This is a genomic window from Streptococcus sp. HMSC072D07 (genome assembly GCF_001814835.1).
Classification (GTDB): Bacteria; Bacillota; Bacilli; order Lactobacillales; family Streptococcaceae; genus Streptococcus.
In genome coordinates this window covers 40,067-57,247 of the sequence record NZ_KV818037.1, presented here as the reverse complement: position 1 = coordinate 57,247, position 17,181 = coordinate 40,067, and the positions used below count along the sequence as shown (strand labels likewise).

The window sequence follows — 17,181 nt, the reverse complement described above, 5'->3', positions numbered from 1 at the left end:
CATGGAAAAAAGGAAAAAAGAGAAAGCCCAATACGGGTAGGAGGAAGTAAAATGAAAAGTTTTAAAATCGGGAAGAAATCATTCCTACGTGTAGATAGAGCAACCCCTTGCCCTATCTGTAATAAGCCTGATTGGTGCTTTCTAGCGTCAGATTTTAAGAAGGCTTATTGTTGTCGTCATTTAGACGAAAATAAACCTAGCTTTGCAGGTGCTACTGAGTATGAAATTGACGCAACCAATGTTAAGGACGTACAAATTGTGGAGATCCCACAAATGGAGCCTGCTAAAGCAAATATCTTACATAGAGTATATTCGTTGGTTCTTGAAGTGTTTGGATTGAGTGATAAACATCTTGCTCATCTTATGTTGGAACGTGGTTTTAACTTAGACCAAACATACCTAAGAGGTTATGCCTCTTTTACCAAAGAAACAATGAAAGAACAAATTAAATTCAAAGAAAAGGTCAATGGTAAATACGTTGGAAAAACCTTATGGGAAGATTTGTTTGAACAGCGTGGATTACCACGTGATGCCTGGAAGGGTGTCCCTGGTTTCTGGTATGATACCAATAATCAAACTCCAATTTTTGAACCCACTCATTATGGAATTTTTATTCCCAATAGAAATGAGTTCGGCCAGATTATTGGAGGGCAAATCCGCGTTGATAAAGACTCTATGAGATATAGCGCGATTGTCAATTCCACATGGAAAGACAAAGCCAAGGTGATTGTAAAGTGTACTGCTGAAGAGAAGTATCACTATACTGTCTACACTTTCCCAGACTATGAGGTTTATTCTGAGGGAGAAACTGAAAAGAAACAACTAGCGTTTCCAAACGGTCTATCTTTCAAGATTAAACCAACAGCAAAATATGTCTGGTTGTCTACATCGTCTAAGGAATATGGCTGCGGTGCAAAAAATGCTCCACACTATGCTTTTCCTGACAATGTACTAGCTCAAGCTAAATTTGACGAAAACGGGAATGGTTTAGTCAATTTGATTACAATGTGCGATAATGTTATTGTGACTGAGGGATTGTTAAAAAGCGATATTATCGCTACACAAGTTCCAGGCTCTCGACTAGAGAAGTTGGGTTCTACCTTAGTTTTAGCAATGGCAGGTGTGAACTCTTGGAAACAGGTGGCTTACAATTTGAAGTCAAAGACAACATTTTCAAGAGTGTATCTAGCACTTGATAGTGACTTTAAGGATAATGATGCGGTATTTACTTATCTCAAACAGATTATTCAATACATTCAACAACAAGATAAAAACAAAGAGACATATGTTTTTACTTGGGAAGTTGGAAAAGGATTGGATGATTTTCTGTTAAGTAAAGAAGCACTTACTCATAAAGTACAAGCACATAAATTTTAAGAGGAAACTAAAGACTATGCGACGAATAATCACGCGCATAGTCTTTTTTTATTAAGAGAAAGCCTATTGAAAGATAGGTAGGAGGAATAAAATGGAAAATAATGTTATTGAAAAAGAAGCAGTAGTGAATGAGTTTATGCTTACTCTAGCTGAAGCTAAACTTTTGGAAGAGTTGAGTGAGCCACACTCACCAGATCTTGACTTGATTCACAATTTACTTTGTGACGAGTTGCCTCATGACACTGATTTAGTGACTGGTATTTTAAAAGAAGGTCGCTCGATTGGTGGTGCGTATAAATACGCCTATGATCTTGCTTTTAAGCAATATCAGTCAATGGAGCATAAAGTCGATGGGGTACGTGGAGCAGCAGTGCATCACACGAAAGTCTTAGAGTGGGTGGTCGAATACTTCAAGTTAGAACATATTGAAGTTGAGAAACCAAAACCTGTGGCCAAACCTGTGGTTAATTTGACTGCTAGTGATTTGCTACGTAGAAAATTAGCTTCAGTTCCAAAAGTCGAAGAGGTGCTGGAAGTAGTTGAAGAAGACGAAAATCTCAGAATTGAAAAAGGTGGGCAAGTGACATTTGATCTGTTCGGAGGTGAAGTAGAATGATTAATTTTACTAACTCTAACAACGAACATATTAAAAATGCTTTAAGACCTCCTAAGTCTTTCTTTACCGAGTGCTTTAAGAAGTTCCCTATCTATATTTGGGAGAATAAAACTGACAAGATTGTTAGTTCCGAACGTACTCAAAAAGATGCTAAAGTTATTCAAAAGCGTCTGACAAAGAAAAGCAAACTTGATTTCTGGGATGCTCATGACTATTTCCTCTGGGTAGGAGTTTCAAAGAAAAGAGTTGAATTACAGATGTATCGTATTCAACAATATTTTGTAAATGGTCAAGAGCATTTCGATGCGTCCCTTTACAACTTTGAAAAATTCACTGAGAAAGAACATATCAAGCTAAGTGGTCCTTACAACGGTATAGAATATATGCCTGGACTGAAGATGCTCGGTGTTTTTAGAGGGCCTTACTCAGATTACTGGCTACTACAATCTTTGGATGATGTGTTCAAGCGTTTCAAAAAGAATGATGCGCTAAAATACTTAGACTTTGCTAAGATCAAAGAATCTATTTCTTTATCAAAATATTTTTTTTGTTTACCAACGATGCTGCCTCATATCTATAAATATCGAGCTATCATTGAATATGCGCAGAAAATAAATGCGCGTGGTATTCACAAAGATTTGATTGGTGGGATAAGATATGGGTATGGTTACAGTTATACTCATTGTCACGCTCACATGGGAAAGCTGACGTTTAAGTTTTTAAGGACACATAAAAATGTTTTCAAAAATTCAGACGAAGGTTTTGAGGACTATAAGATTAGAAAAGAGCTAGAAAAAGCACTAGGCATAAAGGTATTACCAGAGTTCACTAGATATTTCAAAGACGTAGAGGATTTGAAATGTATTCCTAAAGGAACAAAACTGATTCGCTTTCAAAATTGGGTTCTCAAAAATTCGGTAAAAGCGTATGAGTATAGGGACTACCAAAATATGCTTGAAAAACTTGGTATAGCTTTTGAAGGTGACTTTAGAATTATGCCAAAGAACTTCAAGCAGGCTCATGCTGATGCAATCACAGCCTACAATAACATTCAGGATGAAATCAAGAAACAAGGATACCACAAAAGACTTCAGAAACTCTTGGGATTGGAACAGACTATCGGTAATTATACCTTTGTTCTACCTAAAGAATTGCAAGAGTTAAAAGAAGAAGGTAAAATCTTAAGCCATTGTGTCGGTAGTTATGCTGATCGTGTTGCTAAAGGTGAAACTGTTATTGTTTTTGTCCGTCAAAAAGAGAAGGTTGACAATCCACTCTATACCTTAGAAATAAGTGATGGAAAGATTGTTCAATTAAGAGGAAATAAAAATAAAGACGCTAGCGAAGATGCTTGGAAAGCCTCTGAGAAGTTACTTTCATTTGCTAAAAAGCATAAGATAGCAGTCTGACAGGAAAGGAAAACATTGTTAAGGTCATGGATTTTATTTCATGACCTTTTATTTGTGAGGAAATATAGAATGACAAACTTTAACTTTAAGGGATTTCAATTCCCAAAAACTGATGCTGAGAAAGTTCTAGCTAATGTAGAAGCAGTATCGTTAGTAAAAGAACTAGAGGAAAACAATCGGCAAGCAACTTCTGAGGAACAAGCAATCCTAGCTAAGTATGTTGGTTGGGGAGGACTTGCTAATGTATTCTTCGATAGATACACAGGCAAGTTTGAGGACGAGCGTTCCAGATTGGAAAGTCTCGTTACACCAGAAGAATATCGTGCTATGGAACATAGTTCTTTAACTGCTTACTATACAGATCCTCGTATTGTCGAGCAGATGTGGGACTACCTTATCAAGAATGGTTTTGAGGGGGGAAATATCCTTGATCCATCGATGGCAACGGGGATCTTCTTTGGTACGATGCCTAAAGAAATTCAAGAGAAATCAACTCTTGTAGGGATTGAACTAGATACAGTTAGTGGGTTGATTGCTAAGCAATTATTCCCGAAAGCAACTATCCTTATCCAAGGGTTTGAGACAGTTGATTTCAATGGGAAGCCTTTTGATTTAATCATGACTAATGTGCCTTTTTCAGAGTTTCGTATTGCTGATATGAACTACAATAAGCCATATGTGATTCATGACTATTTCCTAAGAAAATCCGTCGATTTACTTCATGAAAATGGAGTGATTGGATTTGTAACCTCTATGGGAACTGCTAATAAACGTTCTAATTCGATTTTAAAAGAAATCAAAGATGATGTTGCGTTTCTTGGTGGAGTACGTTTACCTAGTTCTGCTTTCAAAGAATTGGCAGGAACTACGGTATCCTCTGATATTCTATTCTTTGAAAAGGATAGATTGAAACAAAAGAACAGCTGCGATATTTTCTTTGAAGATGTCAGTCGTTCTGAGTTAGATGAAGAGGGACGTATCTTTATCAATCGTTATTTTGAGGAAAACCAGGTATTAGGAGAATATGAGGTTCGCCATTTTAATGGTGCAACTCTTTCAGTTAAACCTAAAGACAGTGATTTATTCAAAGATATTCAAGAAGCATTATCAAACATTTATTCTCCTACATTTGCAGGATATAGTGTTGCTGATGTTACTGTTTTATCTAAATCACAAACACACACTGAAGTCCGACCTTACGAATACGGATATGAAGATGGCAAAATTGTTTATCACAATGGCCGTGAAACACGCGCCTTATCTAAAGGTGCTGAAATTACTTTCTATCAAGATCGTGACGGTAACTTTGTTTCTTGGGATAAGAAACATGGTGCAGCAGTGATTGAGGATTTTGAAGCGTTAAGACAAAAAGATGCTAGTGTAATCACAAGCACTTATATCAGTCCTCAACCATCAGTACGTGGTGCAAATAAGGGACTATATAAAGGTGTTTATTTCTACGAAAAGCCATTAGAGGAAAAAGAGTTCGCGCGTGTTAAAGGTATGATTGAAATTAAAGAGGCCTATCAGTCCGTCATTGATATTCAAGTAACCGATAACTACGAGCTGGAAGAGTTTCAAGCTAGACTTGACTTACTCAATGTCACCTACGATAAATTTGTTAAGGAGCATGGGTATCTCAATATTCCAGTAAATACACGTCTTTTTGAACGTGATGATCGTTTCCCTTTGATTGCTAGTTTAGAAGAAGAAGCACTAGATGAAAATGATAGTACAAAAATCGTTTATCAAAAAGCAAAAGCATTCTTTGAACCTACAATACGCCCTAAAAAATCATTAGAGCAAGTAGATACTGCTGAAAAAGCCTTATCTATTAGCCTTTCAGAAGGTCGAGGAGTAGATTTAGACTTCATGATGACCCTCTATCCAGCAGAAAATAAGGAGTTATTGCTAGGTGAGATTTATACTGAGATAGCACCTAAAACTCAAAAATACTTTAATGAGGGTATTTTTGAATGGGGACTTAAATCAGACCTACTCTCCGGGGATGTAGTAACTACTAAAGAGATGCTAGAAATTCTAATAGACAAAGGGGATGCTAAAGCTGATTGGGAACATTATCTATCACTTGTCAATGAAGTGGTTCCAGAACCAATTACAATGGTTGATATTGAGTTTAATATTGGCTCTATGTGGATACCAAACCGTGTACTAGGTAAGTTTGCTTACTATTTGCTTGATGGAGAAGAGATTGACTTAGAGTCTGATGACGCTAAGGCAGCAGTTTCAACTAGCAAAATAGGACGAGGACTGACAAGTTCATTTGTTAATGAAGTTGCATACTCTTCAGCGAACCAACGCTTAGGACTACGTTCAGAAGGTGCAGGAGTTTATAGTAAAGGTGATGCTATCCTTGAACGTTTGCTCAGTTCTAACCAGCCAACTATTGAGAAAACTATCATTGTTGATGGTAAAGAAAAGAAAGTTATCAATGAAGTCGCAACTGCTGAATTACGTGAGATTGAGCGTAAGATGCAAAAAAGCTTCATTGACTTTGTAGCAAATCATGAAGATGTGAAAGAAGTGGTAGAAACAACTTTCAATAGTCGTTTCAATCGTATCGTTAATAAAAACTACGATGGCAGCCACTTGAACATTGAAGGATTAGCACAAGGTTGTCAATTACGGCCTCACCAATTAAATGCAGTTCAACGTATTCTGGAAGACAAACGTGCGCTCCTGGCACACGAAGTCGGTACAGGAAAAACATTGACAATGGTCAGTGCTGGTTTTAAGCTAAAAGAACTTGGCTTAATAAACAAGCCACTATATGTTGTCCCTTCTAGCTTGACTGCACAATTTGGACAAGAAATTTTACGTTTCTACCCAACTAAGAAAGTCTTTGTCACAAGTGAAAGAGATTTTGAAAAATCACGACGTAAGCTATTTATTTCACGGATCGCCTCTAATAACTATGATGCAATCGTGATTGGCCATAGTCAGTTTGAAAAAATCAAAGTTTCTGAAGACCGACAAAAGGCTTATTACTTGGATAAGTTACATGAAATCGAAAGTGTAATTGATGAAGCTAGAGCAAACAAGGACCGTGTTACTTTTAAACAAGCAGTCCGTATGCAAACACGACTAATGAACCAACTAGAAAAACTTGATGAAGGTAAACTTGCTAAAGCAGATACCTTTGTAGAGTTTGAGCAACTTGGTATTGATTTCTTATTTGTAGATGAGTGTCATCGATACAAAAATGTACGACCAATAACAAGTTTGGGGAATGTTGCTGGTATTGGTAATACAACTGCACAGAAGAACATGGATATGGAAATGAAGGTCCGTAGTATTCAAGAAGAACACAACGGTACTAACATTGTCTTTGCCACTGGTACTCCAGTTTCAAACTCAATAAGTGAAATGTATGTGATGATGAACTATATCCAACCAGATATCCTAAGTGATTATGGAATGGATAACTTTGATGCCTGGGTAGGTGCTTTCGGAGTTATTGAAAATAACCTTGAAATTAACACAACAGGTGACAAGTTCATTGCCCGTAAACGTTTCACTAAGTTTACTAATCTCCCTGAGTTAATGACACTTTATAAACGGACCACAGATATTCAAATGACTGAGGATTTGGATTTACCTGTACCAAACGTCGAGAGAATTGCTGTTAAATCTGAATTAACTAATGCGCAAGAAAACAAACTCGACGAACTAGTTCTACGCACTGACACTATCAAGTCAGGTGGTGTTGAGCCATCAGAAGATAACATGCTGAAGATCACTTCTGAAGCACGTAAATTGGCTACGGATATGCGTTTATTGGATGAAAGATACACACTTGCTGATAACAACAAGATTATGCAAGTAGTTGATAATGTCTTTAAAATCTATCAACGTGAGACTGTTAATCGTGGGACACAAATGATTTTCTCTGATATTGGTACTCCCTCAACAGACGGATTTTCAATTTACAATGAATTGAAAAATCTTCTTGTTGATCGTGGTGTTCCAGAAGAAGAGATTGCATTTATTCATGATGCTAAAAACAAAGATGCCAAATTACAACTCCAACGTCAAATGAATGCAGGTGAAATTCGTATCCTACTTGCATCGACTGAAAAAGGAGGAACTGGATTGAATGTTCAGAGACGAATGAAAGCAGTACATCATATTGATGTACCGTGGAAGCCATCTGATATTATCCAACGTAACGGACGTATCGTACGACAAGGTAACTTGTATAAACGTGTGCAAATTTACTATTATATCACCACTGGTTCTTTTGATAACTACCTATGGCAAATTCAAGAAACTAAGCTACGTTACATTAGTCAAATCATGACGAGTAAAACACCAGTCCGTTCAGCAAGCGATATTGACGAGCAGGCTATGACTGCTTCAGACTTTAAAGCTATTGCAACAGGAAATCCATTCTTGAAGCTACGGATTGAGTTGGAAAATGAATTAGATTTATTGTCTAAACGTAAAATTGCATGGCAACGTGATCTTGAACTATCAAAGAAAAGTGTTCAGTCAGCGGAAGAAAGAATTAAGCTTACAAATAGCCAATTATCAAGGATTGATATTGATATTGAGCAAGCCAAGGCCACACGAAAAGAAGAATTGATTATTGGTGAAGAAAAACTTGTCAAAAATCCATTTCTAATGGAATTTTCAGACGGATACACAACGGATTCTATGACTAAAGCAGGTAATCAACTAGCTTATATAATGCAATCTAATCTATCTGAAACTCCTAAGTTTGTGACTTTAGCTAAGTATCGTGGCTTTGAACTCAAAGCACGAACATTAGATACTCCTTATCGTACCTATCAAGAGTTAGATTTGAAAGTAGTTGGAAAAAACCAGTATAATGTTACTCTTGACTTTAGTGCACCAGTCGGCACCATTCAACGTATCAATAATGTTATTGATAACTTAGAAGCTACTAAAACACGCCTACAACAATTTATCAAAAATCAGCAAATTATCATTGATAAAGGAGTAGCAGACAGTGTTTTTGCGGACCAAGATCGTTTAGATTATGTAAGTGCAAAATATGCTGTTTTAATGCCATTAGTAGATTCCGAGGCATCAGTAGAGGAAATTGAGAATGCTCTTGAAGAGTTTTCAAGAAAAAATGACTACTCAGATAGCTCTGTCAATGTACTAGATAAATATCTGGAAGTTAGTCAAGATGATGTAGAAGGAATTGAACTCTTAGAACCTCAAAAGGAAACTGCTCAAGTTACTAAAGAGGAAGAATCTGAGCGTCCAGTACGTGAAGAAGACAAATCTGAGAAATTAGAAATTGCTCTACAATTTCTTGCAGATGTAGAAAGTTTACTATGTTTTACAGAAGGGCCAGCTGAGGTAGTTTCTTATTCTAAAGAAACTACTGTGACAATCTGTGAACAACTAGAACTTTTCTAAATCTATTATAGAGGTATCTAATCATAAAGATTGGATACTTCTCAATAGCAATCTAACTATATTTTAGGTTGTTATTGAGAGGTAGTCTTTAAAGACATCCTCTGTTTTAGCTTGATATTAAAGGAAAAACAAAAAATATAAAAATATATTTGAAATTAGTTGTATTTTTAAAAATAATGTTATACAATAAAATCAAGCAAATAAAAATAAATAAAACTATGTATTTTAGTAGATACACGTACTAAAATTTGGAGATCATTATGGAACAAAAAATAATGCTACACACCAATACTGCTGTTAATGAAAAAAGATTTCTTGACCCAGATTATCTTATAGACTATTTGCAGGCGAAACAATATGAAGCCTCTGGCGAAGGTAACAAAGATATTAGAAATATCCTAAATTACATGATCCTAGGATACGGATTACATGCTATTATTTCCGAACTAGGAATACAATCTACACTGTCACTAGCTGAACGCACGATCCGAAGAAAATTAAAAGATAACGGTCTAAAAAATGTAGATGAAATCATGACAAATTATTATCGCTTACTGTTATTCCCGATGCTGCAAGCTGGAGAAGAACACCTGATGAAAAAATATAACGAGGAACAAGAGCTAGGTAAAAAGACAAAGAAAGTATTTAAGTCTAATATTGTATTTCGTGAAGGAGCAAGTCAATACCTGGGCACTTTAACCTACAATATTGCTAGCAACTTTATTACTATGCCTATTCTCTTTGCCTACTCACCATTCACGTCAGATGTTAACCAACTTAGTGAGTTCTTTAATAGATTAGCTAAGGCACAAGATAGTAAATTGAGCGAATTTGCTAGTGAAATTGGATTTGATAGTGTGCAACTTGATAGTTGGATTTTTAATGCGATGAAAAAAATGGAGATCTCAATCAATGATAAAGCTGAATTGATTGATGATTTGACTGGCGAAGTTATAACAACTATCAATCCATGTCAACGTTAAGAAGTAGTAGAGGCTATCAACAATGTATACGATTGAATTAAAATTAGATACTAGGGGATATGATGAATATCTTGAAAAGAAGTTTAAGTATGGCTACAAGTTGAAAAGAGCCTTGGTGAACTACTTTAATATGCAAGAGAACAGACGTGTCAATTCTGATAAATACAAGGAACTAGCTGGCCGAATGCAAGAGTTGAACACTCTGCAAGATAAAGCCAAAGATACAAAAGATAAAAATGAGAAGAAATTGCTAAAAAAGGCCTACAAAGGACTCAGTGAAGAACTGAAACAAGGGTGGATTGAGCTAAATGATAGCTATGGTCTAGGAAATGGTAAGTTTGTAGATTATAAAAAACTCGGCCAAGCTAGTGTGATGTATGAGCGTTACGCAAGTGAGGGTATCATAAACTGGTCTACCTTCGAGAATATGGCAGTAGATACAAAAAAAGGCTATTTAAAGCGTAAAAAGCAAGCTGATTCTGAAAATATTTTAAAAGTGCCACGTTATGTTGATTTTAATACATTGTGGTATCGTAAATGCAATAACAATATTACTCCAGATGGTTTACGCTTTGGAAAAAGAGGGAATTATATTATATTCCCTTATGTCTTTAAATGTACGGATGAAATTCGCTTTACATATGCCTTGGAAAGACAAAAAATCGCTTGGTATGGTATCAAGAGAACTCTGGATCGTCATAATAAGTGGATGTATTCTGTTCTGATTGTCTTTGGTGAAGTGCCTTACGGTATGCCAGAAAGTCCAATTAAGCAAGGCAAATTAGTAGTAAGCGTAGATATAGATAAACTAGCGATAAAAACCGTGAATGTAGATACTGAGGAAGAAGTATTCTTTGATATTGCTAATGACTTTGGATACTCTGATAAGCTATCTTATTACGATAAAAAGCTAGAGGAAAGTCGTAGGCAATCTAACCCAGATAACTATAACTTAGACGGTACTGTTAAAAAAGGTAAGAGAACCTGGGTAAGGACAAAAAACTACAATACCTTACTTGCTCGTAAACGCACTCTCTGGCATAAAATCAAGCAATCCAGAAAAGAACGTTTTCATAGCATAGCAAAAGATATTGTCCTAAGTTGTGATGAAATTGTTGTTATCAAAGAAGATTTCAAGGCACTACAAAAACGAAAAGATTTTAACCCAGAAGAGATGAATTGGAATGATTCTCGCAAACAAAGAGGCGCTGAAATCATGTTCAATGCTCCTTATGAGTTTATAGTATTGCTGAAGCAAAAAGCATCCTATTTAGGTTTAAAATACTCAGAAACTACTCTAAAAAAATAATCTAGAGAATTTTTTGGGAAATTCTGTTTAAGTATGGTATAATAGCAATGAGGTCGATTTGTGGACCGTTGCTTAAATGCAAAAATCATTCATGGCTAATCGAAAGGCGCTATCGTCAAGCAGACAGGCTATGAATGCAGTACAACCAATATCAACCTGCGAGGTTTTGGAACTGTTATATTTGTACTGATAGCAAAACCAGAAACGCTTCAATCACGCGCACGTGAATTTTTGGTTCTGTTCTCTATGTACTGATTACGAGACAAAGCAGCTCACCAAAAGGTTGTTACTGGAAACAAAACTCCTAAAGCCACTTATTCAGTTTGTACTGATACAAAATATCGAGGTATATAGGTAGAATACCTAAAGAATAACAAACACTAAAAATACTAACCCTTGACCTTATTGGAGGGTTATTTTTTACCGCACTATCTTTTAGTAGAAAAAGTATAATTTTATTACTAAAAGAAAATGTGTTATAATAGTACTACTAATATTAAAAAAGGAAAAAAACATGGCTGACGATTTCACACTACAAACAAACATTGATAAACAACTTGACCTACTTCCAGCGTACGTCAAAGAATGGTATCGGACAAAGATGATTGCAGGACGTAGCAAACGCACCCTCTATGAATATCTGAATGAATATCGTCGATTTTTTACCTGGCTAATCGATGCAGATATTGTTCCTGAAAAAAATATCAAGGACATTCCATTATCTGCCCTTGAAAATCTATCTAAGGCTGATGCTGAGTGTTTTTTTATATTTTTAAGGGAACGTAACCTTTTAAATACTAACAAGCCAACCAATAAGAGTGTATCTGAAGTTACGATCCATAGAACATATCGAGCATTATCCGGGCTCTTTAAATATCTGACTGAGCAGACTGAAAATGAAAATGGCGAGCCTTACTTCTACCGTAACGTGATGAAAAAGCTAGAGATCAGGACAAAGAAAAAGGAAACACTCTCGGCGAAAGCCAATAAGATTGCTCCTAAACTCTTCCTTGGTGACTTAGCAAAGCAATTCCTACAATTCATCATGGATGATACTTCTGCTGAAGGTTACGTTAAAAAGGGTAATTTAAGCAACCGTGCCTTATCTACCTATTATAGAGATAGAGAACGTGACGTGGCTATTATCGCTTTGATTGTTGGTTCAGGTATCCGTTTAAGCGAGGCAGTCAATACGGATTTAAAAGACCTTAACTTACATACACTATCTGTCGAGGTTACACGAAAAGGGGGTAAAAAGGATCATGTAAACATAGCTCCTTATGTCATTCCATATATAGAGCCTTTCCTTGAAATTCGTGCTAGTCGATATAAGATTGACGGTAAAGATGCCAACCTACCACTCTTTCTATCAATCCAGACCGGGCTTCCTATGCGTTTAAAGGGAGCAGGGATTGAGAGACTAGTAGGGAAGTATTCTAAGGCTTTTGGTACAGAGATTACTCCTCACATGCTCAGACACGCTCTAGCGACTGATTTATACATGAAAACAGGCCAGGAGGGTATTGTAGCGCAGCAATTAGGTCATGCCAGTACTGCCCTTGTAAGCCACTATGCGCATATTGCAGATAGTCAAGTCAAAGATGGACTATCTCTATTATAAATGAAAAAACCTAGTCAATTAAGACTAGGCTCTTTTTTACTACTCAAACCTACATCACGCAAACACTTGCTGATAAAGTCTGGAATAGTGATTGTGACAATTCATGTAGTTTGCTGATTGGTACTACACAAAATTGTTTATAGTCGGTAGTGTAAATATCAACTGGAATTTCACTTCTGATTTCTTCAATGAGATGCTCGTTACATACAACGATGCACTTCTCATTGGGTGGATAGTCAGTTCTCATTATTTCACGTTGATTACTCCTTTCAACATATTCTCGATTGGTGGCATAGTTAAATACGGAAGGCTTGGAGCGGATCACTATCTTCAACATCCTCGTAAAAAGCAATCTCACTACTTCCATCAGTTTGGTTAAATCTGTCCTCAATTAGTTCTTTCAGACTATTATTCTCTGCATGCAGGGCCTCTATTCTCTCTTGAATAGGAATAAAAAAATCTTTCAATGCAGCAAGAGTATTATTTGTTAGAGTTTCATTATACTTCATAATTTCCTCTAGCGCAACCTTCATTTGTGACTTTTCTTCATTTAAGGCTACTTCTGATTTCAGATTATTGATAGAGTTCATTGTCTTGCTAGACATATCACCCGTGTCAGTTAGAATAATATCCTCTGGAGCTACTTCTACCAAATCTCTTGTTTCACCATTAAAAATGGTTAGAGGTCTTCCTGGATTGTGATAGAGATAATTATCAGATTTGTAGAACGTTTGTTTGAAGATATTATTAGCTCCTAACAAGTTCCAGAATGGTGTGTATTCATTTAAAATGTGTGTCGCACTTGCTACATTAGAGCGATCAATAAATAACGGTACATTAAAGAAAAAGCTATCTCTGTCATCAAATTCGTTTATTAAGAGTTTTTTAAAAGCTAACTCAGTTGTTAGATAATGAATATTCTTAGCTACCTTAAAGATATGTGCTAACTGACTTGGCTGAAAATTTGCTAACGGATCAATAATGAATACAGTATCAATCTTTAAACTTTCAAAAAGGACCTTATTATTTCCTGTTTTGTTATGTAAAGAGCGTATATCTCTACCAATGAATGTGGCATCTCCACAATCTTTAGGATTTTCAGAAGAAAATTTTAGCCCTGTTGCAAGAAAATAGTCAAATATCTTCTTCTCGTTAGGACTATTAACAATAACTGCTTTTTTCTTTGCAGGATTTGTCGAACATAGATTTACCAACTTCTGAAAAAATGGGGAGTTATTAAAATCTTTAATAACATAGCTATCAATATAAATAAATTTGCTCATTATATTTCTCTTTTCTACATATTATCTGCAATTTTGAATTGAACTGTCCGTAACTCAGGATTGTTATTATCCAAATGTTTAATACGTTTGATTGAAGAGAAAAAGTCTTTCTTACTTTCAGATAGGTCCATAAATAAAATGTTCTCTAGGCTTACATAACGGTCAGATAATCTATACTCCTCTTCAATGAGTTCAATAACACTAGGATTGTCAACGATGATTAACAAGAAACGCTTATTCCCTTCACTATCTAAACCATTTTCAAAACGTCCATAGTGCTTAAATATGGTCTCTAATCGACTTAAGTCGCTATCATGCTTGTCCGAAGTAATAAAAGGGTATAGATCGAATTTAGTAGTCTTTTGGGTATCTTTATTATATAGCAAGATCTGGCCATTAAAGCGGACTCGTCGAACTAACCTAGTAATTTCCTTTGTCTGCTGTGGCGTTCTAATCTCAGTAGATTCCAAAAACTGCTCTTCAGCTTTAGAAGTAGGACGATGCTTTGCAGGTCTTTTGCCAATTTTTTCAGTATATGTAAACTGATTTAAGTACGAATAAGAGACAAATCCTGCGAACTCTTTATGAAATCTAAAGTTTAGATAGGCATCCATGATTTTCCAATGTCTGATTGGTGAAAAATCATCTTCCCTACGCTGCTGCTCTTTCCATTTATAAGCAAATTGAGGTGATAAATCCATATGTTTCATTAAGAGATATGAACCATGAGAATAAATAGAATAACAATCACCATATTCTTTATCTGCTTCATCTGGTAACTTAAACCTAAATTTTTGAATGAGATACAGACGATTTAATCTATCCAAGGATTTATCAATCCGTTTCGACTTTTCACCCAGCTCTCTAAGAAGTTGTAAATATTGGACATTTCTAAACTCAGATATGATCCGTAGAACTTTCTTATCAAGGTCTGTCAATAAATTATAGACTACATCATAAGCCGATTCGTCTTCATAGTCTATAATGTGGGTAACATTCTTGCTTCCATTTAGAGAAAAAACATTCTCACTCTCGATCTCAACAGTTCCATTATTAGTTGGTGTGTTGGAAACAATATTGATATTATCCCTAGATACTACAATAGCAAACGGATAACTGTTAGGGAACATAACTGCTTGCATAGAGAAGTCACGATAATAATCTTCTGTCAAATTCGATACTGCTGGAGACTTAAAGATTTCCTCATTTGTATCAGACTTATAGATACCAAACCTTTTTAATACCTGATGAGTTCTTTTGGGTTCGTGTAAACCTAATGGATCATGAGACGAGTGATTACCTACCAACTCTCCCACTATACCTTTAAAAACATTTTTAATTTTGTTATTCATACTTTCTTAATCACAATTCCTTTAAATAATGGTATATATCTATGATAAACCATTTATGTTATATAGTAAAGCTATGATAAAGAAAGTCTGCAATCATAAAAAGAGCCAGCTTAGCTGGCTGACTCTTAATCTTCTTTAAGTTTACGACGGCCTACGAGGCTCATTAATCCAATTCCTAATCCAAACCATGGAAGCATACTTGCTGATGTTCCTGTATTTGGAAGTGATGGCTGAGGATTTGGTTTCTTAGGCTCGCTTGGTTTAGGTGGTTCTGGAGTGTTTGTTGTGACTTTAGCAATCATTTCTTGTCCATTGACAATGTTGATAAAGGTATTCTCAACTTCTCCTGGAGCGATTCGCTCTACTTCGATGTAGAAGTCCGCATCGAAGCTACCTTTAACTCCTAAAGAATTAAGGAAATCCTTATCAATAGAGTAAGCCCACTTACCGTCTTGTTCATTCCATGTCACCTTAACAATCTTATTGATAAAATCTGAATTAGTGCTTTGGTTGAACTCAAATCGGAAAGCATAGGTAGAACCTTTAGGAATTTTGGCACCTGCCTTAATAACTTGACCATTTTTAAGTGTCACATCATAAGGAAGAACCAGGTCTTTTTCAGCGACATATTCTGAACCACGAATGATACCTGACCAGTTACCAGTATAGCGATCATGCTTAACATCTAGCTTATCAATACCATCATACTGATAAAGTGTGTCATGTTTTGTAGGAACAGTGACGCCATCAAGAAGATATTGAATGAACTCTCCTACCAGCACCTCTTTACCATCGAGAACATTTTTACCTGTTTTATCAAGTGCATGTTTCTCTGGCTTCACATCAGGAACTTGAACAGTCACCAAGTTAGAAATATAGCTATTCCCAAAGTCGATTTGCTTAAAGCTATTTTCAACTTTCTCCCCTGCTTTAACTAGGAGCTTAGCTGGGAGTTCAATCGTCACGTTTTTGGCTTTCTTCACGTAGTTTTGGTAGAAACTCTTAGAATCCTTCGCCACCCAAAGATAAAACTCACCTTTAGGGTTCAAGTTCAATTCTTTCAGAATCTTATTGATTGCATCTGTACGGCCTTTATCTGAAAGCACGTGATGCATCTCGAAAAGATTTTTTACATCTTGACCTGCAGCAGTCATTTTGATATTGCCTTGATAAACTGAGAATGCACCATCTTGAACATCATCCAGGATAGCAAACTTTTTACCACGTGCTTGTGCTGAAGCAAGAGTTTTGGTGTACGGGCTGTAATCTGTCATCAAACGGAAGGTCACGTTGCGGTCAAATGTTGTCGCACTGTTGATATCCTTACCAGAGCGGTCCAGAACAGCTTTGACTGGTTTTGGTGGCTCAGGTGTGTAGTTTGTGACTGGATTAGAGTAAACCTCGTAGTTATTCACTAACACTTTATAAGTGTTGTCATAGAAACCTTTATCATAAATTGGTTTCCATGTAATCACCGGGGCATCTAGGCGTTTCCCTTGATAGGTAGCAGTAAAGGTGTAAGTATTCTTTCCTGCATCATATGAAACAGTCCATCCTGCTTTCTCTGCTGCTGCTTTTGTGATAGCTACATCAGGAACCGCTCCAGCTTCGAGCGGATCGATGATGGTAATCTTGTCCCCTTTTTTCACGTTCGCATAGATATTGTCATGTGTCAATGTATAGGTCTGAGTAGCGTTTTTAACTACTGTTTGACCGTTTGTATTGGTCTTATCTGTATCTGATACAGATTTGCTGACAACTGGCTTATACTGCAATTTGTAGCCATGATAGCTTGCAGACAATTTCTGATTTTTGGTTT

At 36.2% G+C, this 17,181-nt stretch carries 10 protein-coding genes; 7 read left to right on the top strand and 3 right to left on the bottom strand.

Annotated features, from left to right (window positions below; genetic code table 11):
- The 7 genes from HMPREF2991_RS03120 to xerS form a co-directional block, all read left to right on the top strand.
- A partial coding sequence (locus HMPREF2991_RS03120; protein ID WP_218969958.1) for a hypothetical protein occupies window positions 1-1,377 on the top strand: 1,377 nt, incomplete at its 5' end.
- 91 nt (window positions 1,378-1,468) lie between these two features.
- Window positions 1,469-1,993, top strand: coding sequence for a Cas9 inhibitor AcrIIA9 family protein (locus HMPREF2991_RS03115; protein ID WP_070683487.1), 525 nt, complete (start codon window positions 1,469-1,471; stop codon window positions 1,991-1,993).
- Window positions 1,990-3,402: a PcfJ domain-containing protein gene (locus tag HMPREF2991_RS03110; protein ID WP_070683485.1), complete on the top strand. Its 1,413-nt coding sequence runs from the start codon at window positions 1,990-1,992 to the stop codon at window positions 3,400-3,402. Before HMPREF2991_RS03115 ends, HMPREF2991_RS03110 begins: the two co-directional genes overlap by 4 nt.
- A 69-nt stretch (window positions 3,403-3,471) precedes the next feature.
- Window positions 3,472-8,814 (top strand): DEAD/DEAH box helicase family protein, encoded by a 5,343-nt coding sequence (locus HMPREF2991_RS03105; protein WP_070683483.1) that lies wholly within the window; start codon window positions 3,472-3,474, stop codon window positions 8,812-8,814.
- 260 nt (window positions 8,815-9,074) lie between these two features.
- Window positions 9,075-9,797 carry a hypothetical protein gene (locus HMPREF2991_RS03100; protein ID WP_070683481.1) on the top strand — a complete coding sequence of 241 codons (723 nt, stop codon included), beginning with the start codon at window positions 9,075-9,077 and terminating at the stop codon, window positions 9,795-9,797.
- 22 nt (window positions 9,798-9,819) lie between these two features.
- Window positions 9,820-11,106 carry a hypothetical protein gene (locus HMPREF2991_RS03095; protein ID WP_070683479.1) on the top strand — a complete coding sequence of 429 codons (1,287 nt, stop codon included), beginning with the start codon at window positions 9,820-9,822 and terminating at the stop codon, window positions 11,104-11,106.
- Between the two features lie 514 nt (window positions 11,107-11,620).
- Window positions 11,621-12,727, top strand: a complete 1,107-nt coding sequence (gene xerS / locus HMPREF2991_RS03090) for a tyrosine recombinase XerS (RefSeq protein ID WP_070683477.1) — start codon at window positions 11,621-11,623, stop codon at window positions 12,725-12,727.
- Between the two features lie 296 nt (window positions 12,728-13,023).
- Here xerS and HMPREF2991_RS03085 read toward each other — a convergent pair whose 3' ends face one another.
- The 3 genes from HMPREF2991_RS03085 to HMPREF2991_RS11140 form a co-directional block, all read right to left on the bottom strand.
- Entirely contained in the window at window positions 13,024-14,010 is a 987-nt protein-coding gene (locus tag HMPREF2991_RS03085) for a hypothetical protein (protein WP_070683475.1), read from the bottom strand.
- A gap of 14 nt (window positions 14,011-14,024) precedes the next feature.
- Window positions 14,025-15,362 carry a hypothetical protein gene (locus HMPREF2991_RS03080; protein ID WP_070683473.1) on the bottom strand — a complete coding sequence of 446 codons (1,338 nt, stop codon included), beginning with the start codon at window positions 15,360-15,362 and terminating at the stop codon, window positions 14,025-14,027.
- A gap of 125 nt (window positions 15,363-15,487) precedes the next feature.
- A partial coding sequence (locus tag HMPREF2991_RS11140) for an SspB-related isopeptide-forming adhesin (RefSeq protein WP_257371853.1) occupies window positions 15,488-17,181 on the bottom strand: 1,694 nt, incomplete at its 5' end.